Source organism: Pseudomonas sp. 2 (genome assembly GCF_056627435.1).
Genome location: NZ_JBWXNG010000008.1, coordinates 103,305 through 123,099, shown reverse-complemented (window position 1 = coordinate 123,099; position 19,795 = coordinate 103,305). Strand labels below are relative to the sequence as shown.

The window sequence follows — 19,795 nt, the reverse complement described above, 5'->3', positions numbered from 1 at the left end:
AATGAAGACGATTTTTCTGGCACTCGCTCTATTCGCGACAGGCGCGCACGCAGCGGCCAATCCGGATGCCACTCCCTGCGATGGCGTGGACGAGGACAAACAGACGCTGGAATGCTCGGTGTACAGCCGCGACACGGCGGTCAAACTGCTGGATGAGAACTTCCAGAACCTGGAAGAGCGCGTGAATACCCAGTTCGGCGCGAACAAAGCCCAGGCCAACGAATTCATCGCCAAGCTGAAAACCGCCCAGGACGCCTGGAAAAAACTGCGCGACGCCGATTGTGCGGTCGAAGTATTCCCGGCCAAGCCCGGCACCCAGGAGTTCAACATCGGCCAGAACGACTGCCTGGCGCGCATGAGCGACGAGCGTTCCGAGTATCTGGAAAGCATCGCGCAGTCCGAATAACGACGGGATGGGTTAACCTGACGCCCTTTTGCAACGGGCTCAAGGTCAGCACATGAACATCTGCGGCGTAGAAATCAAAGGCAGCGAAGCCATTTTCGCTGTCGCCACTCGCGCATCCGGCGCCCTCGAATCGCTGCCGCTGGCGGTCAAGAAAATCGCCCTGGAAGACGATGACGAAGCCTCGAACGTCAAGATCTTCGCCGGCCAGATCGCGACCTTCGTTCGGGAACACGCCATCACCCAAATCGCCATCAAGAAACGCAGCAAGAAAGGCGAATTCGCTGGCGGCCCCACCACTTTCAAGATCGAGACGGTTTTCCAGTTGCTGGAAGGTTGCGAGGTGGTGCTGCTTTCGCCCCAGACGCTGACGGCCCAGGCCAAGAAGCACAACATCGAACCGCCTGCCTCGCTGAACAAGTATCAGCACGAGGCGTACAAGGCGGCGTGCGCGGCGTTGATGAAGGGCGTGAAGTAACCCGCAATCCCACCTGTAGGAGCGAATTCATTCGCGAATAATGGATCAGTCGATAGAGATGTGTCGCCTAATCGGCCTTCGCGAATGAAGTGGAGCGCCACCCCGGTCGCTCCTACAGAGGTCCGCGTTGTTTCAGATCATTCTGTCGCGGCAGGGATCGTCTTCGCTTCTCGCCCCACCCGCCCCCGATCCTCCCGCGGGCACACCACAAACCGCGCTTTGTAGCTGCGGGTGAAATACGAAGGCGACTCGAACCCGCAGGCGATGCTCACCTCCAGCACGCTCATATCGCTCTGGCGCAGCAGCTGCCGAGCTTTTTCCAGGCGCAGGCCGAGGTAGAAATTGCTTGGCGTGTCGTTCAGGTGCAGACGGAACAGCCTCTCCAGCTGACGCCGGGTGACCTGGATGCCGTCGGCCAACTCCAGCGTGCTCAGGGGCGGCTCGGTGTTCTGCTCCATCACTCCGATCACCTGCACCAACTTCTTGTTGTTGATGCCATAACGCGTGGCGATCTGCATGCGCTGGTGGTCCTTGCGCTGGCGGATGCGCCCCAGCACGAACTGCTCGGACACCTTGATCGCCAGATCAGGGCCGTGGGACTGGCCGATCAGGTCGAGCATCAGGTCGATCGACGCGGTGCCGCCCGCCGAGCTGATGCGGCGACGGTCGATCTCGAACAGCTCCTGGGTGGCCAACAGTTGCGGGAAGGTCTCCTTGAACGCGTCCAGCGCCTCCCAGTGCAGGGTCAGGCGATACCCCTCCAGCAGACCGGCCTCGGCCAGCACGAAACTGCCGGTATCGATGGCGCCCAGGGTCACGCCTTCCAGATCCAGGCGCCGCAGCCAGTGCTCCAGGGTCGAGGTATAGAACTGCAGTGGCTCGCCGCTGGCCATCACGCAAAGCGTCGCGCCTTTCTTCAGGGGTTCGAGCGCGGCATCGGCGTTGACCGACATGCCGTTGCTGGCGATCACCGGGCCGCCGTCGATGCTCAGGATGTGCCAGCGATACAACTCGCCACCAAACCGGTTCGCCGCCCGCAACGGCTCGATGGCCGAGACGAAGCCCATCATGGAGAAGCCGGGCATGAGCAGAAAGTAGAAATCCTGGGACATCGTTAAGTAATACCTTGAGAACGACGCTGGCCATGTAGGAGCGCGCTTGCCCGCGATTGCGATCTGTCTGAAACAAATATGACAACAGACACACCGCAATCGCGGGCAAGCGCGCTCCTACAGTTCTGATGGCCTATGAGATACACCCCTTCCCAAACCTGAGCAACAGCACAGGTCGCTACCGTGCAAGAGCTTGTCGCCGCTGTGCGTTTTGACGGGCCCTGGGCTGCGTAGCTTTGCACCTCAAAAGCGGGCGGCAAAAGCCCGCGTCTCGCAAACGGCCTGCAAGGAACCTCTCTCATGAATCACGACGTCATCATCACCTGCGCACTGACCGGTGCTGGCGACACGACCGGGAAAAGCCATCTGGTCCCGATCACTCCGAAACAGATCGCAGAGGCCGCCGTGGAGGCCGCCAAGGCGGGCGCGACGGTGGTGCATTGCCATGTGCGCGACCCGCAGACCGGCAAGTTCAGCCGCGACGTGGAACTGTACCGCGAGACCATGGACCGCATTCGCGAGGCGGACATCGACATCATCGTCAACCTGACCGCAGGCATGGGTGGCGATCTGGAAATCGGCCCGGGCGAGCGTCCGACCGACTTCGGCCCGGCCACCGACCTGGTCGGCCCGCTGGCGCGCCTGGCCCATGTCGAGGCGCTGCTGCCGGAAATCTGCACGCTGGATTGCGGCACCCTCAACTTCGGTGACGGCGACACCATCTACGTCTCGACCCCTGCGCAACTGCGCGCGGGCGCCAAGCGCATTCAGGAACTGGGCGTGAAGGCCGAGCTGGAGATCTTCGACACCGGCCACCTGTGGTTCGCCAAGCAGATGATGAAAGAAGGCCTGCTGGACAACCCGCTGTTCCAGCTGTGCCTGGGCATCCCGTGGGGCGCGCCCGCCGACACCACCACCATGAAAGCGATGGTCGACAACCTGCCAGCCGACGTGGTCTGGGCCGGTTTCGGCATCGGCCGCATGCAGATGCCGATGGCGGCGCAAGCGGTGCTGCTCGGCGGCAACGTGCGGGTCGGGCTGGAAGACAACATCTGGCTGGACAAGGGCGTGCTGGCCAGCAATGGCGCGCTGGTGGAACGTGCCACCGAGATCATCACCCGCATGGGCGCCCGGGTCATGACCCCGGCCGAAGGCCGCGCGAAGATGGGTCTGAAGAAGCGGTTCTGACCCTCGCCACACATCTCCCCGTGTAGGAGCGAATTCATTCGCGAAGCGTCGGCACATTCAACATCTATGGTGCCTGACACACCGCGTTCGCGAGCAAGCTCACTCCTACAAGGTCCTGCGAATTTATTTGAGTGAACGACATGACCTTCATCACCGAAATCAAAACCTTCGCCGCGCTGGGTAGCGGTGTCATCGGCAGCGGCTGGGTTGCCCGTGCGCTGGCCAACGGCCTGGACGTCATCGCCTGGGACCCTGCGCCAGGCGCCGAAGCCGCGCTGCGTCAGCGGGTCGCCAAAGCCTGGCCGGCACTCGAACAGAAAGGCCTGGCCGCCGGCGCTTCGCAGGACCGCCTGCGTTTCGTGGCGACCATCGAAGAATGCGTGCGCGACGCCGACTTCATTCAGGAAAGCGCCCCCGAGCGTCTGGAACTCAAACTCGACCTGCACAGCAAAATCAGCGCCGCGGCCAAGCCCAATGCACTGATCGGCTCCAGCACCTCGGGCCTGCTGCCGTCGGAGTTCTACGAGAGCGCCACGCACCCTGAACGCTGCGTGGTCGGCCATCCGTTCAACCCGGTTTACCTGCTGCCGCTGGTGGAAGTGGTCGGCGGCAAAAACACCGCACCCGAAGCCGTTCAGGCTGCGATCAAGGTGTACGAGTCGCTGGGTATGCGCGCCCTGCACGTGCGCAAGGAAGTGCCGGGGTTCATTGCTGACCGTTTGCTCGAAGCGCTGTGGCGCGAGGCTTTGCACCTGGTCAACGACGGCGTGGCCACCACCGGCGAGATCGACGACGCGATCCGTTTCGGCGCAGGCCTGCGCTGGTCGTTCATGGGCACCTTCCTGACCTACACCCTGGCGGGCGGCGATGCGGGCATGCGTCACTTCATGGCGCAGTTCGGCCCGGCATTACAACTGCCGTGGACCTACCTGCCAGCGCCTGAACTGACCGACAAGCTGATCGACGACGTGGTCGAAGGCACCAGCGAACAGCTCAGCACCCACAGCATCTCGGCGCTGGAGCGCTATCGCGATGACTGCCTGCTGGCGGTGCTGGAAGCGGTGAAGAAGACCAAGGAAAAGCACGGGATGGCGTTTAGCGATTAACCCCGGCCCGCGAATGTTTACGACCGTAGCAGCACGGCTTGCTGGCGGGAGCGATTTCAAGAACGCCCCGCCGGCAAGCCGTGCTGCTACGGGTCCGGTTTTGACAAGGAGACTTGCATGCCCGCCCTGATCACATACCAAACCCCGGTTCTCAAGGACTGGGTCGACTACAACGGCCATCTGCGCGATGCGTTTTATCTGCTGATCTTCAGCTACGCCACCGACGCCTTCATGGATCGCATCGGCCTTTCCAGCGATGACCGCGACGCCTCAGGCCATTCGCTGTTTACCCTGGAGGCACACATCAACTACCTGCATGAGGTCAAACTCGACGAGCAGGTTGAAGTGCGCACACAGATCGTCGCCCATGATCGCAAGCGCGTGCAGCTCTATCACAGCCTGTACAAGGCCGGCGGCGATGAAGAACTGGCCGCCAGCGAACAGATGTTGCTGCATGTGGACATGTCAGGCCCGAAATCGGCGCCGTTCAGTGAGCAGTCGCTCGAAGCCTTGCGCCAGCTCACCGAAGCGCAGAGCGACCAGCCTGCACCGGCGTACGTCGGTCGCATCATCGGCCTGCCAAGCCAAGCGTGATCTACCGGTCGACGCCAAATCTGTGGGAGTGAGCTTGCTCACGAAAGCGCCCGGGCATTCCCACACATGCGTGTTGCCGGATAGACCGTATTCGTGAGCAAGCTCACTCCCACACAAGCAGGGCGCCATATACCACCTCAACCCTGCGAAACAAAAAAGCCCGCATCGCTGCGGGCTTTTTCGTTACTGGTGACCGATCAAAAAATGATCAGTTAACCTTGGCGTTCAACTCGCCTTTGGCGTAACGCTCGAACATGCGCTCCAAGGAGATCGGCTTGATCTTCGAAGCGTTGCCAGCGGTGCCGAAGGCTTCGTAACGGGCGATGCAGACGTCGCGCATGGCCGCTACGGTTTTTGCCAGGTACTTGCGTGGGTCGAATTCGGCCGGGTTCTTGGCCATGAATTCGCGGATGGCACCGGTGGACGCCAGACGCAGGTCGGTGTCGATGTTGACCTTGCGCACGCCGTGCTTGATGCCTTCAACGATTTCTTCGACCGGCACACCGTAGGTTTCTTTGATGTCGCCGCCGTACTCGTTGATGATCTTCAGCCATTCCTGTGGAACGGACGAGGAACCGTGCATCACCAGGTGAGTATTCGGGATGCGTTTGTGGATTTCCTTGATGCGCTCGATCGCCAGGATGTCGCCGGTAGGCGGCTTGGTGAACTTGTACGCACCGTGGCTGGTGCCGATGGCGATGGCCAGGGCGTCCACGTTGGTTTTCTTGACGAAGTCGGCGGCTTCTTCAGGGTCGGTCAGCATCTGGCTGTGGTCCAGAACGCCTTCGGCGCCAACGCCGTCTTCTTCACCAGCCATGCCGGTTTCCAGCGAACCCAGAACACCCAGCTCACCTTCTACCGAAACGCCGCAGGCGTGAGCCATGGCGACAACGCGCTGAGTTACGTCAACGTTGTACTCGTAGGTGGTCGGGGTCTTGCCGTCGACGCCCAGCGAGCCGTCCATCATCACCGAGCTGAAGCCCAGTTGCATGGAGCGCTGGCAGATGTCAGGGCTGGTGCCGTGGTCCTGGTGCATGACCACCGGGATGTGCGGGAACTCTTCGATCGCCGCCAGGATCAGGTGGCGCAGGAACGGGGCGCCGGCGTATTTACGCGCACCGGCCGAAGCCTGAACGATCACCGGGGAATCGGTCTTGTCGGCCGCTTCCATAATGGCGCGCATCTGTTCCAGGTTGTTCACGTTGAAGGCTGGAACGCCGTAGCCGAATTCGGCGGCGTGGTCCAACATCTGGCGCATGCTGATAAGTGCCATTGTCTGTCTCTCTCCCGGTAGGGTCGTTAATCGCGTGTGCCTGCCGTAACGGCAGCTTTCAAATTATAGGGGCGCACTGCAAAGGCGCCCGGTGCTGCATCGGTTGGATCGCGTAACGCGCTGAGTTAATGCTCAGGGCGCCTTGCAGCCACGACCGATCAAATCGTTGGTAGCGTCCCAGTAGACCAGGCCTTCGCTGCCTTTGTTGTCGAACGCCAGGACGCCGTTGCTGTACAACGCGCCGCTTGCGCCGGGCGCTGCCTGCAGGCGGAATACCTGCTCGCTCTGGTTCAGGCGTACATCGACCTCTTTTTTCGCGGGGTCGGCGTAACGCCAGTAAACCTCGGCCTTGCTGTCGCAGACCCAGTGGGTCCAGGCAGCGGCCGGTTCGGAAGCCTTCATGCTGGCGCAACCGCCCAGCAGCATCAGTGTCGCAAGGGCAATCAAGCCTTTCATTACCACTCCTGGATCCCCTGCCGGGCGAGGCTCGCGCCACGCCCGGTACGCCCGGGGCCGTTCTGTTTCAGATGTGCCAGCGCGCTGTCAGTTCAGATTCAGCGACAGGCAACAGGCCCGACAGCGGGCATGAAATCGTACTTTTCCCAGACTTCAGGACCGCCACGCTTGTAAACGATCGGTACGGTTTCAGCCTGCCAACCGGCCTGATAGCAGCTGACCTGAAGCTGCTCGCCAGCGCCCTCGGGCGCCGCTTGAGCTTCGGGCTTGCCTGCGCAGCCGACCAGCAAACCCGCCAAGATTAGCAGCGGTAATGGCTTGACCATCTCACTCCCCTTCACCACGGCCCGATAGTCAGGCCTTGGCGCGTTGTTCCAGAACTTCCACGGCAGGCAATACCTTAGTCAGGCCTTGGCGCGTTGTTCCAGAACTTCCACGGCAGGCAATACCTTGCCCTCGACGAACTCGAGGAACGCGCCGCCACCGGTGGAGATGTAGGAGATCTTCTCGCCTACAGCGTATTTGTCGATAGCCGCCAGAGTATCGCCGCCGCCGGCAATGGAGAAGGCCGAGCTGTCGGCAATCGCCTGGGCCAGCACTTTGGTGCCGTTGCCGAACTGGTCGAATTCGAACACACCGACCGGACCGTTCCACAGAATAGTCTTGGAAGATTTCAACAAGTCGGCGAACTGAGCGGCGGTTTTCGGGCCGATGTCCAGGATCATGTCGTCATCGGCCACTTCGTCGATGGATTTGACGGTGGCTTCGGCGTCGGCAGCGAAAGCCTTGGCGACCACCACATCAACCGGCAGTGGCACGCTGACCTTGGCGGCGATGGCGCGGGCGGTGTCCAGCAGATCAGGCTCGTACAGCGACTTGCCGACCTTGTGGCCAGCAGCAGCCAGGAAGGTGTTGGCGATGCCGCCACCGACGATCAGTTGATCGCACTTCTCGCTCAGGCTGTTGAGCACGTCCAGCTTGGTGGAGACCTTGGAACCCGCAACGATGGCGGCCATCGGCTTGGCCGGGTTGCCCAAAGCCTTGCCCAGTGCGTCCAGCTCGGCAGCCAGCAGTGGGCCAGCAGCGGCCACCTTGGCGAACTTGGCCACGCCGTGGGTCGAGCCTTCGCCGCGGTGAGCGGTGCCGAAAGCGTCCATCACGAACACGTCGCACAGCGCGGCGTATTTCTGCGCCAGCTCGTCGGCGTTCTTCTTCTCGCCCTTGTTGAAGCGCACGTTTTCGAACAGCACGATGTCGCCCGCAGCAACCGAGACGCCATCCAGGTACTCGGCGACCAGCGGCACTTCACGGCCCAGCGCCTTGCTCAGGTAGTCGGCCACCGGCTTGAGACTGTTTTCGGCCGAGAATTCGCCTTCGGTCGGGCGGCCCAGGTGCGAGCAGACCATGACAGCCGCGCCCTTCTCCAGCGCCAGCTTGATGGTGGGCAGCGACGCGAGGATGCGTGCGTCGCTGGTGACGACACCATCCTTGACCGGGACGTTGAGGTCTTCGCGGATCAATACGCGCTTACCCTTGAGGTCGAGGTCGGTCATCTTCAACACGGTCATGAGGTGTTCCCTGTTCTTACTGTTGTTTATGGATACTGCGCAGATAGTGATCTGCGACGTCCAGCATTCGGTTGGCAAAACCCCATTCGTTGTCGAACCACGCCAGCACGTTGACCAGCCGCGGACCGGAAACCCGGGTCTGGCTGGCGTCGATGATGGCCGAATGAGGGTCGTGGTTGAAATCACAACTGGCGTGCGGCAACTCGGTATAGGCCAAAAGCCCCTTGAGCGGGCCGCGGGTGGCGGCCTCGCGCAGAATCCGGTTGATCTCGACCGCGTCGGTATCGCGTCCCACCTGCATGGTGATGTCCAGGCAGGAAACGTTCACCGTCGGCACACGAACTGCTTTGGCCTGAATTCGGCCGGCAAGTTCCGGAAGCAGCCGCTCGATGCCGCGCGCCAGACCAGTGGACACCGGAATGATCGACTGGAAGGCCGAGCGCGTGCGGCGCAGGTCTTCGTGATGATAGGCGTCGATCACCGGCTGGTCGTTCATCGCCGAGTGAATCGTGGTGATGGTGACGTACTCCAGGCCCAGCTCGCGGTCGAGCAGGTCCAGCAGTGGCACGCTGCAGTTGGTGGTGCAGGACGCGGCAGACACCAGCAGCTCGTCGCCGGTCAGGTTCTGCTGGTTGATGCCGTACACGATGGTGGCGTCGACATCCGCCTCGCTCGCCATCGGGTGGGAAAACAGCACACGCGGTGCGCGAGCCGCCAGAAAGCGCTCGCCGTCGGCGCGGGTGTGATAGACACCCGAACACTCGATCACCAGATCGACGCCCAACTCGTTCCAGTCGATGCCTTCCGGCGTCTCACTGCGAAACACTTTGATGACGTGATCGTTGATGTGCAGAAAATCGCCCTCGACCCGCACATCACCGGGAAACCGGCCGTGTGTGGAGTCGAAGCGCGTGAGGTATTCGAGGCTGGCCATGTCGGCCAGGTCGTTGATCGCCACCACTTCAAAGCCCGCCTTCGCCCCGCGCTCGCACAGCGCGCGCAGCACGCAGCGACCGATACGACCGTAACCGTTGAGGGCAACTTTATAAGGGCGTGACTCTGGCATGAAGGGTTCTCGGTTTTAAATGACACAAAGAACCTGTGGGAGCGAGCTTGCTCGCGAATGGGATGACGCGGTGTCATGCATACACACCGCAACATCCTTGGCGCCTGAACGGGCACCTTCGCGAGCAAGCTCGCTCCCACAGTTGCTACTAAAGCATGAGACCGCTATTAGTCTTCCAGCAGCTCTTCAGCCGTGGCAAGGACGTTTTCCAGCGTGAATCCGAACTCTTCGAACAGCGCAGGCGCAGGCGCCGACTCGCCGAAGGTGGTCATGCCGATCACGCGGCCTTCCAGGCCCACGTACTTGTACCAGTAGTCGGCGTGGGCGGCTTCGATGGCGATGCGCGCGCTGACTTCAAGTGGCAGAACCGACTGCTTGTACAGCGCGTCCTGGCTTTCGAACACGCTGGTGCATGGCATGGAAACCACACGCACGTTCTTGCCGTCGGCGGTCAGTTTGTCGAACGCCTGAACAGCCAGACCGACTTCGGAACCGGTGGCGATCAGGATCAGGTCAGGCTCGCCGTTGCAGTCACGCAGCACGTAGCCACCACGGTTGATGTTCTCCAGTTGCAGCGCATCGCGAGCCTGGTGCGGCAGGTTCTGGCGGGAGAAGATCAGCGCCGACGGGCCGTCGTTGCGCTCAATGGCGTGTTTCCAGGCCACTGCCGATTCCACGGCATCGGCCGGACGCCAGGTGTCCAGGTTCGGCGTGGAACGCAGGCTGGTCAGCTGCTCGATCGGCTGGTGAGTCGGGCCGTCTTCGCCCAGGCCGATAGAGTCGTGGGTGAACACATACAGGACGCGCTTCTTCATCAGCGCCGACATGCGCACCGCGTTGCGGGCGTATTCCATGAAGATCAGGAAGGTCGCGCCGTAGGGCACGAAGCCGCCGTGCAGGGCGATACCGTTCATGATCGCGCCCATGCCGAACTCACGCACACCGTAGTGCAGGTAGTTGCCGCTGGCGTCTTCGCCGGTGATGGACTTGCAGCCTTTCCAGATGGTCAGGTTGGAGCCGGCCAGGTCAGCCGAACCGCCGAGGAATTCAGGCAGCAGCGGGCCGAAGGCGCTCAGGGCGTTCTGGCTGGCTTTACGGCTGGCGATGGTCTCGGCCTTCTCGTTGACTTGCGCAACATAGGCAGCGGCTTTCTCGGAGAAGTCAGCCGGCAGCTCGCCGCTCATGCGACGGACCAGCTCGTTGGCCAGCTCAGGGAACGCAGCGGAGTAGGCAGCGAAACGCTGATCCCACTCGGCTTCGGTCGCCAGGCCTTTTTCCTTCGCGTCCCACTCTTTGTAGATGTCGGCCGGGATTTCGAACGGGCCGTGGGTCCACTTCAGAGCCGCGCGGGTCAGGGCGATTTCGTCGTTGCCCAGCGGCGCGCCGTGGCACTCTTCCTTGCCCTGCTTGTTCGGCGAGCCGAAGCCGATGGTGGTCTTGCAGCAGATCAGGGTCGGCTTGTCGCTCTTGCGAGCGGTGTCGATGGCGGTCTTGATCTCCTCGGCGTCATGGCCGTCGACGTTACGGATCACCAGCCAGCCGTAGGATTCGAAACGCTTCGGCGTGTCATCGGTGAACCAGCCTTCGACTTCACCGTCGATGGAGATGCCGTTGTCGTCGTAGAAAGCGATCAGCTTGTTCAGGCGCAGGGTACCGGCCAACGAAGCGACTTCGTGGGAAATACCTTCCATCATGCAGCCATCACCCATGAACACGTAGGTGTGGTGGTCGACGATATTGTGGCCTGGACGGTTGAATTGTGCAGCCAGGGTCTTCTCGGCAGCGGCGAAGCCCACGGCGTTGGCGAAACCCTGACCCAGCGGGCCGGTGGTGGTTTCGACGCCCGGCGTGTAGCCGTATTCAGGGTGGCCCGGGGTGCGGCTGTGCAGTTGACGGAAGTTTTTCAAATCGTCGATCGACAGGTCGTAACCGGTCAGGTGCAGCAGCGAGTAGATCAGCATCGAGCCGTGGCCGTTGGACAGGATGAACCGGTCACGGTCGGCGAACAGCGGGTTGCTCGGGTTGTGTTTCAGATAGTCGCGCCACAGGACTTCAGCGATATCCGCCATGCCCATCGGGGCTCCTGGGTGGCCGCTGTTGGCCTTTTGCACGGCATCCATGCTGAGGGCACGAATGGCATTGGCACGCTCACGACGGCTGGGCATCGCTGATCTCCTGAGGCAAGAAGTGGGATCGGAAAAAGGCGGCCATTTTCCCTCAGGCACCGCCCCGGGGGCAATCACAGATACAGCCCGAAGCACGATTTTCCTGCCTTGCAGGCGATTTTTCTTTCAGAACAAGGGCCTTGCGCCCGCAAACGGCAGGATCACGGCGCCAGCCCGTCGCCACCCATCGAGCAATATCAAAACTTTTTGATATTGCCCTTGCAGCATCCCGAATCGGTATCTAGACTGCCAGCCCTATGAATATCCCTGCATCCGTCATCAGCCCCGAGCAAAGCGACGAACTGGCCGCCCTGTGCAAGGCCGGTGGCGATCCGTTGCGGCTGAACGTGTTGCGGGCGCTGTCCAACGATTCGTTCGGCGTGCTGGAACTGGCGCAGATCTTCGCCATTGGTCAGTCCGGCATGAGCCATCACCTCAAGGTGCTGGCCCAGGCCGACCTGGTGGCCACTCGCCGCGAAGGCAACGCGATCTTCTACCGCCGCGCCCTGCCTCACACCGGGCATCTGGGCGGCAAGCTGCATGCGGCGCTGCTCGAGGAAGTCGACGAACTGACGCTGCCGGCCGACGTGCAGGCGCGCATTGGCCTGGTTCATCGCCAGCGCGCCAACGCCAGCCAGGACTTCTTCGCCCGCACCGCCGAAAAATTCCGTGCCCAACAGGACCTGATCGCAGGCCTTGCGCAATACCGCGACAGCCTGCTGTCGCTGCTGGACAAACTGGGTTTCGACGCCAACGCCACGGCAGTGGAAGTCGGCCCCGGCGATGGCGGCTTTCTGCCGGATCTGGCGCAGCGCTTCGCCCATGTCACCGGGCTGGACAACAGCCCGGCCATGCTCGAGCTCGCGCAGGGTCTGTGCAGGCAGAAGGCGCTGGTCAATGTCGAGCTCAAACTGGCCGACGCCTTGACCGACGCTAATGTTTCGGCCGATTGCGTCGTCTTGAATATGGTGCTTCATCATTTTGCAGCGCCGGCCGAAGCACTCAAACAACTGGCCAACCTGTTGCGTCCGGGCGCAAGCCTTCTGGTGACAGAGTTGTGCAGCCATGACCAGAGCTGGGCAAAGGAAGCCTGTGGCGACCTCTGGTTGGGTTTCGAACAGGAAGACCTGGCCCGTTGGGCCATCGCTGCGGGGCTGATCCCCGGAGAAAGTCTGTACATAGGTTTACGCAATGGTTTCCAGATTCAGGTCCGCCACTTTCAGCGGCCGGCTGGCGACACACTCCATCGGTAACACAGGAAAATTGTCGAGATGAGCGAATACTCCCTTTTCACCTCCGAGTCCGTGTCCGAAGGGCATCCGGACAAAATCGCCGACCAGATCTCCGATGCGGTACTGGACGCCATTATTGCCCAGGACAAACACGCCCGCGTGGCCGTGGAAACCCTGGTCAAGACCGGCGTTGCCATCGTGGCAGGCGAAGTCACCACCAGCGCGTGGGTTGACCTGGAGCAGATCGTTCGCGACGTCATCAGCGACATCGGCTACACCAGCTCCGACGTCGGCTTCGACGGCGCCACCTGCGGCGTGATGAACATCATCGGCAAGCAGTCCCCTGACATCAACCAGGGCGTTGACCGCGCCAAGCCTGAAGATCAGGGCGCCGGCGACCAGGGCCTGATGTTCGGCTACGCCAGCAACGAAACCGCCGAACTGATGCCGGCGCCGATCGCGTTCTCGCACCAACTGGTTCAGCGCCAGGCCGAAGCCCGCAAATCCGGCCTGCTGCCTTGGCTGCGTCCAGACGCCAAATCCCAGGTCACCTGCCGCTATGAAAACGGCATCGTGGTCGGCATCGACGCGGTAGTCCTGTCCACTCAGCACAACCCTGAAGTGTCCTACGCCGACCTGCGCGAAGGCGTGATGGAACTGATCGTCAAGAACGTCCTGCCAGCCAACCTGCTGCACAAGGACACCCAGTTCCACATCAACCCGACTGGCCAGTTCATCATCGGCGGCCCGGTGGGCGACTGCGGCCTGACCGGTCGCAAGATCATCGTCGACAGCTACGGCGGCATGGCTCGCCACGGTGGCGGCGCGTTCTCCGGCAAGGACCCGTCCAAGGTTGACCGTTCGGCTGCCTACGCCGGCCGCTACGTGGCCAAGAACATCGTCGCAGCGGGCCTTGCCGAGCGCTGCGAGATTCAAGTGTCCTACGCCATCGGCGTCGCCCAGCCGACCTCGATCTCGCTGAACACTTTCGGCACCGGCAAGATCAGCGATGACAAGATCATCAAACTGGTCCGCGAGCACTTCGACCTGCGTCCATACGCAATCACCAAAATGCTCGACCTGCTGCACCCGATGTACCAGGAAACCGCAGCCTACGGCCACTTCGGCCGCACGCCGCAAACCAAGACCGTGGGCGAAGACACCTTCACCACGTTCACCTGGGAAAAAACCGACCGCGCCGACGCACTGCGCGCTGCTGCAGGCCTGTAATACGGCTTAGCGGCTCCGGTTGAAGAAAAGCCCCTGGCGATATGAGTCGTCGGGGGCTTTTTCGTTGAAGCTTGATGCACTCCGTAGCAGCACGGCTTGCCGGCGGGTCGGTCTGTCTGCGACGAAACATTCGCCTGACACACCGCTCCCGCCGGCAAGCCGTGCTGCTACGGGATTGGGGCGCGACGACCTCTTTGCGTCTGATCAATGACACATCCGCGCACATAACCAGCCCAGATCCTGTAGGACCTTTCTGAATTTACTCGCTATCCTCCCCGGCGCGTTGCGGCACTGGGGATGAGCGCCTACTCTGCGGCCCGTCGCTGATGTTCAGCGACCGGCTTTGACAGGCCGGAACCAATCTACGTAACGCAATGGTCTCCGACAGATCGATGATCTGGCGGTAGTGCTATGGCGGCCGTACGTGGGGCACATTCGTGTGCGCCAGTTTGGTTGGTTACTGGTCTGTCAACCCGCGTACAGCTGCCACCTTTCCCGATTGACAGCGGCTTGTGGCGGCCCAACCAATCAATGGAATGTAATCATGATCAGATCCACGCCGCATCCGCCTACCATACCTGTCACTAAATTCATCCCCTTCGGCGTCAACCTCGGCACCAGCAGCCTGTTCTGCGTCCAGCCCGGGGTGAGTGTCGAAGACGCCCTGGTTCTCGTTTCCGAATACCTCAACTGCGCGGCCGCCACCGCTTATGAATCAGCGGAAAACGCCTCGAACGAATTCCGCCCACTGGCCCGCTCCGTGGTGCATCAGATCGAAGCGGCCAAGGCGCTGGTCGAGGCTTCCATCGCGGGCCTAAGCGATACCCTACGCCACAGCCAATAAGCAAGGCACAGTCCCACTTCTGTAGGAGCGAATTCATTCGCGAAAAATGGATCAGGCGATAGAGGTGTATCGCCTGATCGGCCATTCGCGAATGAAGTGGAGCGCCACCCCGGTCGCTCCTACAGGGGGATTCGCGTTAGCTCAGCCGCGCCGCGCCACCAGCAAGAACGACGCGGCGCTGGCCAGCAGGCCGGCGCAGATCCGGTTGAACAGCCGCTTGCCGCTGGGTTTGGCGAACAGACGTCGCGCGTAGATGCCCATGTAGCAATACAGGGCGATGGCGATGCACTCCAGGGCCAGAAACATCGCGCCCAGTTGTGCGAATTGAGTGGTGATCACGCCAGAGTGGTCGACGAATTGAGGCAGGAATGCCGTAAACAGCAGAATCGCCTTGGGGTTGCCGATCGCTACCAGAAACTCCTGCCGCGCCAGGCGTCCCAGGCCGATCTGGCTCTGCGCTTGATCCATGTGTGCGTCGCCCTTTGCCCGCCACAGTTGCAGCGCCAGATAAAACAGATAGGCCGCACCGACCAGCTTGATCGCATGGAACAACAGCTCGGAGGTGTGCAGCACGGCGGTCAGCCCCACCGCGGCCAGGGCGATCATGATCGCGAACGCCAACAACCGCCCCACGCCGCCGCTGCAGGCACGGACAAAGCCGTAGCGTGAAGCGTTGCTGATCGACAGCAGGTTGTTCGGGCCGGGGGCCATGTTCAGGGCGAAGCAGGCGGGAATGAAAACCAGAAGGGTCGAGAGGTTCATGGTGTACGTCCTTATTGTTTTGGGCGCGGTGCAGAACGTGCATTGTGCGCCTGCGAGCCACGGGCTCAAGGGACAGTCAGGTGGCGATAACGCGCCGGACTGTACCGGTCCCTGAAAAGCCCGGTAACCAGACCATCCGCCCCACTCTCGTACGAGCACCTAGCCTGAACATTCATACCTTCAGGCAAGGACGCTTCGATGCTGTTTTTTCTACGCGCCATGATCGCTGTACTGATGAGTGTTCCATTCCAGTTCGCCCACGCTCAGGCCTGCCCATCGTGGCCAGCAAACCAGGCCAATACTGAAATCCAGGCGCTGCAAACAAGGATCGACCGCTGGAACGACGCCTATCACCGCGAAGGGGTGTCGCTGGTGGCTGACGAGCTGTTCGACCAGTCGCTGAGCCGGCTTTCTCATCTGCGCAGATGCTTCGATCAAGCAGCGCACGGGGACGATAACCCACTCAAAACTGCCGCGGGCCCGCTGGCTCACCCCATCCCGCACACCGGTGTGAACAAGCTGCCGGACGAGCGCGCGGTGCAGGCCTGGATGAGCGGGCGCAATGATTTGTGGATTCAGCCCAAGGTCGACGGGGTGGCGGTCACGCTGGTGTATGAGAACGGTAAACTCGCGAAATTGATCAGCCGTGGCGACGGCATCAAAGGCCACGACTGGACCGGGCACGCCCACCAGATTGCGGCGATTCCCGATTCCCTGGCCTGGGAGCAGACGTTGATCCTGCAGGGCGAGTTGTACTGGAATCTGCCAGGCCACAAACAGGCCAAAGCCGGCAGCCTCAACGCACGCAGCAAGGTGGCCGGATTGCTGGCGCGCAAGGCCATCAGCGCCGAGGAAGGCGCGCAGGTAGGCCTGTTCGTCTGGGACTGGCCCGACGGCCCTGCGCACATGCGCGAGCGCATGGCTGGGCTGGAGGCGCTGGGTTTTACCGACAGCCAGCGTTTCAGCGAACCGCTATCAAGCATCACTCAGGCCAGGAACTGGCGCGACTTCTGGTACACCAGCCCCCTGCCCTTCGCCTCTGACGGCGTGATCATCCGCGAGGGGCAACGCCCGCCCGCACAACGCTGGCAGGCCAGGGTGCCGTACTGGATTGCGGCGTGGAAATATCCGTTTGCCCAGGTGCTGGCCGAGGTGCGCAAGGTCAATTTCAACGTCGGGCGCAGTGGCAAGATCACGCCGGTGCTGGACATCGTCCCGGTCACGCTGGATGACCGGGTGGTGAGCCGAGTCAGCGTCGGCTCCCTGCAGCGCTGGGAAAAACTCGATATCCGCCCGGGTGATCAGATAGCCGTGAGCCTGGCCGGGCTGACCATCCCGCGCTTCGATGGCGTGGTGACACGCAGTGTGGAACGCGCGCCACTGTCCGTTCCCGATCCTGGCGACTATCACGCCCTCAGTTGCTGGCAACCGACGTCGGGCTGCGACAGCCAGTTTCGCGAGCGTCTGAAATGGCTCAGCGGCAAGAAGGGCCTGGGCATGGAAGGTGTAGGCCCCGGCACCTGGGACAAGCTTATAGAAGCCGGGCATCTGAACAGCCTGCTGGACTGGATGCACCTCGATGGTGCGCAGCTTGCTAACATTTCAGGTCTGGGTGAGCAGAGCAGCGCTAAACTGCTGAAGAGTTTTCAGACGGCGCGCGAACAATCGTTCGATATTTGGCTCAAAGCCATCGGTTTGCCGCCGGTCGCAGGCGCAGCGTTGGGCGATTCATGGTCCGGGCTGTCGGCGCGCAGTGCTGAGCAGTGGCAGATCGAGCCCGGTATTGGCCCAAGTCGTGCGAAGCAGTTGTATGCCTTTTTTCAAGATCCACAGGTACAAGCCCTGAGTGACACGCTGCGCGAACAGGGTATTAAAGGGTTTTAGTCATTTTTCCCGGACGATTGTCTTGAGCGTCCGGTTTTCCATCTTCAAGGAGCCTCCATGAAATTCCTCTCCCCGCTGATTGCGTTGACGCTCAGTGGATGGCTGGCAGCGCCGCTGTTTGCCGCCGAACAGGCCCCCGAGCTCAGTGGTTGCGCGGCCAAGCGTCAGGAGGTCAGCGAGCAGATCGAAGCGGCCAAGGCGGCCGGCAACAGCGATCAGCAGGCCGGGCTCGAAAAAGCCTTGAGCGAAATTACTGCCAACTGCACCGACGCCGGCCTGCTCAAGCAGCAGGAGCAAAAGGTGCTGGATGCCAAGCGTGAAGTCAGCCGCCGCCAAGCCGACCTGAACAAGGCCATGAGCAAGGGCGATCCGGAGAAGATCAACAAGCGCAAGGACAAGCTGGCCGAGTCGCGCAAGGAATTGCAGCAGGCGCAGGAAGAGTTGGAAAAGGTGCAGCCTGATGAAGACGATGAGTAGATAATTTTCTGCCCAAACATCAAACCTGTGGGAGCGAGCTTGCTCGCGAATTGATCGCACAGCCGATACCGATGCGTCGTCTGCACCGGCCATTCGCGAGCAAGCTCGCTCCCACAGGGATTTGTGCAGCGCGTGGATCTAGTGATCGCGAAATTCCTTGTGACACGCATCGCACGCGTCTTCGACGTTGTTCATCGGCGGGATCATGTTCGCCGGGGTCAGTGGCAAGGTCCGGGTCGCGACCACCAGTTCTCCGGTTCGCGCCTCCAATGCTCGGGCCAGCTCCTGAAAGCGCGCCTGACGCTCCCACACCGCATCTTTGGCGCTGGTGTGTTCCGACTCGCGCACCGCCGGGAAGTGCTGCCAGGGCTCATGGGCCAGCCCATCGAGCTTCACCGCACCTTCTGAAAACTTCGCGCCATCGAACGGCAGACGCCCGCGCAGCATGCCGCCGGTGTCTTCGCTGGTCTTGAGCATCTCTTTAAAGATCGCCTTGCGCTGGCCCAGTGGCGAATGGGGGTCGACGCCGCCGCAGGCGCTCAAGGCGCAGGCGGCGACCAGCAGCAGGCTGAGACTTTTCAACGCGACGCTCTTGGATTTCATGGCGACTACTGGCGGAAAAAGGGCCGCCAGTATCCTCGCCCGCCGTGTAAAACCCAAATGAAGATCAGGCCGCTGGCGTGCCGATCGAGACGCCAAACAGCGCCACCATCAGCCCGAAGCCGATGAACCACACCAACGAGCGAAACGCCGGCAGGTCCGTCAGGTAGAAAATGATGTAGAGCAGGCGCATGGTCACGAACAGTACCGCCAGCACATCGATGGTCACCAACTGCGCAACGCCTGCGATGTGCGCAATGATCACCCCGGCGGCAAAGCCGGGAATCGCTTCGAAACTGTTCTGCTGCGCGGCATGGGCGCGGCGCGGGAAGCCTTCGAGGCTTTCGAGGAAATCCCGCGGGTCGTGGTTGTCGCGCATGCGGAATCCCCCGCCGCCGAATTTGGCGATCCCGGCGCAGACCACCGGCAACACGATTACGATCAGCACGCACCAGAAGGCAACGGTCATGTTCACATCCTTAAAAAGTGAGCTTCATCAGAAGCATTCCAAGCAACACCAGCGCACAGGCTAAGAGCCTTGGCCGACCAAAAGGTTCTTTGAGGTAGCGCATGCCGAACAACACCACCAGCACCACGCTCACTTCGCGCAACGCAGCCGCTTCGGCCACCGAGCCCAAATGCATGGCCCACAGCACCAACGCGTAACTGGCCAGCACGCAGAAACCCACCGCCAGCCCCAGTTTCCACTGCTCGCGCCAGAACAGGGTAAACGCCGGGCGTTTCTTGAGCATCGCCAGCAGCGGAAACGGCCAGGCGCTGATCAGCGTGAGCCAGACCATGTAGTCCAGCGGCTCGATGCCGCGCTTGAGCGCTTGGCCATCAATAAAGGTGTAGCAGCCAATGCACAGGCCGATCAGCCCCACCACCGGCAGCATTGACCAGGGCAGCCGGTCGCCGCCACCGCCCTGCCACAACAGGCAGACCATGCCGCAGGGGATCAGCAGGATGCCGAGAATCTGCTGGGTGCTCAGATGCTCGCCGGCGAAGATCAGCGTCAGCGCCAGCACCACCAGGGGCGACAACCCGCGCATCAGCGGGTAGACCAGCCCCAGATCGCCGACCTGATAGGCCCTGATCAGCAAGACGCGGTAGACCAGTTCGAACAGCGCAGAGGCCACCAGCCACGGCCAGATGTGCACCGGTGGCGGAGTGACAAAACCCAGCGCAATCACCGCCAGCACAAAGGCGACCACGTCCATGCTGGCGATGACCAGCACGCGTTCGCCGCTGAATTTGATGAGGGTATTCCAGGTGGCATGCAGCAAGGCTGCGAGCAGGACCAGAGCGGTGGCCAGCACATGAACTCCTTGTTCGCGAAAATATCGGCCCGAGCATA

At 61.7% G+C, this 19,795-nt stretch carries 21 protein-coding genes; 10 read left to right on the top strand and 11 right to left on the bottom strand.

What is annotated here, in order from left to right; all coding sequences use genetic code 11:
* Position 1: 1 nt before the first annotated feature.
* The gene (locus tag AC1MEK_RS15390) at positions 2-406 is read left to right on the top strand and encodes a lysozyme inhibitor LprI family protein (protein WP_480397149.1); all 405 of its coding nucleotides are present in this window, start codon (positions 2-4) and stop codon (positions 404-406) included.
* 52 nt (positions 407-458) lie between these two features.
* A complete protein-coding gene (locus AC1MEK_RS15385) occupies positions 459-881 on the top strand; it encodes a DUF3010 family protein (RefSeq protein WP_480397148.1) in 423 nt (140 codons plus the stop codon).
* A 137-nt stretch (positions 882-1,018) separates the two neighbouring features.
* On the opposite strand, the gene AC1MEK_RS15380 is transcribed toward AC1MEK_RS15385, so the two are convergent.
* Positions 1,019-1,993, bottom strand: a complete 975-nt coding sequence (locus tag AC1MEK_RS15380; RefSeq protein ID WP_480397147.1) for a GlxA family transcriptional regulator — start codon at positions 1,991-1,993, stop codon at positions 1,019-1,021.
* A gap of 300 nt (positions 1,994-2,293) precedes the next feature.
* On the opposite strand from AC1MEK_RS15380, the gene cdhC reads away from it, so the two are divergent.
* The 3 genes from cdhC to AC1MEK_RS15365 all read left to right on the top strand — a co-directional run bounded on the left by cdhC (position 2,294) and on the right by AC1MEK_RS15365 (position 4,881).
* Positions 2,294-3,181 (top strand): 3-dehydrocarnitine:acetyl-CoA trimethylamine transferase CdhC, encoded by an 888-nt coding sequence (gene cdhC / locus AC1MEK_RS15375; protein ID WP_480397146.1) that lies wholly within the window; start codon positions 2,294-2,296, stop codon positions 3,179-3,181.
* Positions 3,182-3,321: 140 nt separating this feature from the next.
* Positions 3,322-4,287 (top strand): L-carnitine dehydrogenase, encoded by a 966-nt coding sequence (locus AC1MEK_RS15370; RefSeq protein WP_480397145.1) that lies wholly within the window; start codon positions 3,322-3,324, stop codon positions 4,285-4,287.
* A 117-nt stretch (positions 4,288-4,404) separates the two neighbouring features.
* The gene (locus tag AC1MEK_RS15365; protein ID WP_480397144.1) at positions 4,405-4,881 is read left to right on the top strand and encodes a thioesterase family protein; all 477 of its coding nucleotides are present in this window, start codon (positions 4,405-4,407) and stop codon (positions 4,879-4,881) included.
* Between the two features lie 208 nt (positions 4,882-5,089).
* Here AC1MEK_RS15365 and fba read toward each other — a convergent pair whose 3' ends face one another.
* From fba to tkt, 6 genes are all read right to left on the bottom strand, one after another.
* The gene (gene fba, locus AC1MEK_RS15360; RefSeq protein ID WP_480397143.1) at positions 5,090-6,154 is read right to left on the bottom strand and encodes a class II fructose-bisphosphate aldolase; all 1,065 of its coding nucleotides are present in this window, start codon (positions 6,152-6,154) and stop codon (positions 5,090-5,092) included.
* Between the two features lie 132 nt (positions 6,155-6,286).
* Positions 6,287-6,610 (bottom strand): MliC family protein, encoded by a 324-nt coding sequence (locus AC1MEK_RS15355; protein WP_274131593.1) that lies wholly within the window; start codon positions 6,608-6,610, stop codon positions 6,287-6,289.
* Between the two features lie 98 nt (positions 6,611-6,708).
* Positions 6,709-6,936 (bottom strand): hypothetical protein, encoded by a 228-nt coding sequence (locus tag AC1MEK_RS15350; protein ID WP_480397142.1) that lies wholly within the window; start codon positions 6,934-6,936, stop codon positions 6,709-6,711.
* A 78-nt stretch (positions 6,937-7,014) separates the two neighbouring features.
* Positions 7,015-8,178, bottom strand: coding sequence for a phosphoglycerate kinase (locus AC1MEK_RS15345; RefSeq protein ID WP_480397141.1), 1,164 nt, complete (start codon positions 8,176-8,178; stop codon positions 7,015-7,017).
* 16 nt (positions 8,179-8,194) lie between these two features.
* Entirely contained in the window at positions 8,195-9,244 is a 1,050-nt protein-coding gene (gene epd, locus AC1MEK_RS15340; RefSeq protein WP_480397140.1) for an erythrose-4-phosphate dehydrogenase, read from the bottom strand.
* 167 nt (positions 9,245-9,411) lie between these two features.
* Positions 9,412-11,409, bottom strand: a complete 1,998-nt coding sequence (tkt, locus tag AC1MEK_RS15335) for a transketolase (protein ID WP_480397139.1) — start codon at positions 11,407-11,409, stop codon at positions 9,412-9,414.
* A 257-nt stretch (positions 11,410-11,666) separates the two neighbouring features.
* Between tkt and AC1MEK_RS15330 the strand changes: the two genes are divergently transcribed.
* From AC1MEK_RS15330 to AC1MEK_RS15320, 3 genes are all read left to right on the top strand, one after another.
* The gene (locus AC1MEK_RS15330) at positions 11,667-12,662 is read left to right on the top strand and encodes an ArsR/SmtB family transcription factor (protein ID WP_480397138.1); all 996 of its coding nucleotides are present in this window, start codon (positions 11,667-11,669) and stop codon (positions 12,660-12,662) included.
* Between the two features lie 18 nt (positions 12,663-12,680).
* Positions 12,681-13,871, top strand: a complete 1,191-nt coding sequence (gene metK / locus AC1MEK_RS15325; RefSeq protein WP_480397137.1) for a methionine adenosyltransferase — start codon at positions 12,681-12,683, stop codon at positions 13,869-13,871.
* A 544-nt stretch (positions 13,872-14,415) separates the two neighbouring features.
* The gene (locus AC1MEK_RS15320; RefSeq protein ID WP_480397136.1) at positions 14,416-14,715 is read left to right on the top strand and encodes a DUF6124 family protein; all 300 of its coding nucleotides are present in this window, start codon (positions 14,416-14,418) and stop codon (positions 14,713-14,715) included.
* A 141-nt stretch (positions 14,716-14,856) separates the two neighbouring features.
* Here the strand turns inward: AC1MEK_RS15320 and AC1MEK_RS15315 are convergent, their stop codons facing one another.
* Positions 14,857-15,477 (bottom strand): LysE family translocator, encoded by a 621-nt coding sequence (locus tag AC1MEK_RS15315; RefSeq protein ID WP_480397135.1) that lies wholly within the window; start codon positions 15,475-15,477, stop codon positions 14,857-14,859.
* A gap of 198 nt (positions 15,478-15,675) precedes the next feature.
* Between AC1MEK_RS15315 and ligB the strand changes: the two genes are divergently transcribed.
* On the top strand, positions 15,676-17,361 hold the full coding sequence (ligB, locus tag AC1MEK_RS15310; protein ID WP_480397134.1) for an NAD-dependent DNA ligase LigB: 1,686 nt from the start codon (positions 15,676-15,678) through the stop codon (positions 17,359-17,361).
* A 57-nt stretch (positions 17,362-17,418) separates the two neighbouring features.
* The gene (locus AC1MEK_RS15305) at positions 17,419-17,838 is read left to right on the top strand and encodes a DUF1090 domain-containing protein (protein ID WP_480397133.1); all 420 of its coding nucleotides are present in this window, start codon (positions 17,419-17,421) and stop codon (positions 17,836-17,838) included.
* A gap of 138 nt (positions 17,839-17,976) precedes the next feature.
* Here AC1MEK_RS15305 and AC1MEK_RS15300 read toward each other — a convergent pair whose 3' ends face one another.
* From AC1MEK_RS15300 to AC1MEK_RS15290, 3 genes are all read right to left on the bottom strand, one after another.
* Positions 17,977-18,441 carry a c-type cytochrome gene (locus tag AC1MEK_RS15300; protein ID WP_480397132.1) on the bottom strand — a complete coding sequence of 155 codons (465 nt, stop codon included), beginning with the start codon at positions 18,439-18,441 and terminating at the stop codon, positions 17,977-17,979.
* Positions 18,442-18,505: 64 nt separating this feature from the next.
* On the bottom strand, positions 18,506-18,907 hold the full coding sequence (locus AC1MEK_RS15295; RefSeq protein WP_480397131.1) for an MAPEG family protein: 402 nt from the start codon (positions 18,905-18,907) through the stop codon (positions 18,506-18,508).
* Between the two features lie 10 nt (positions 18,908-18,917).
* Positions 18,918-19,757 (bottom strand): DMT family transporter, encoded by an 840-nt coding sequence (locus AC1MEK_RS15290; RefSeq protein WP_480397130.1) that lies wholly within the window; start codon positions 19,755-19,757, stop codon positions 18,918-18,920.
* Positions 19,758-19,795: the final 38 nt, after the last annotated feature.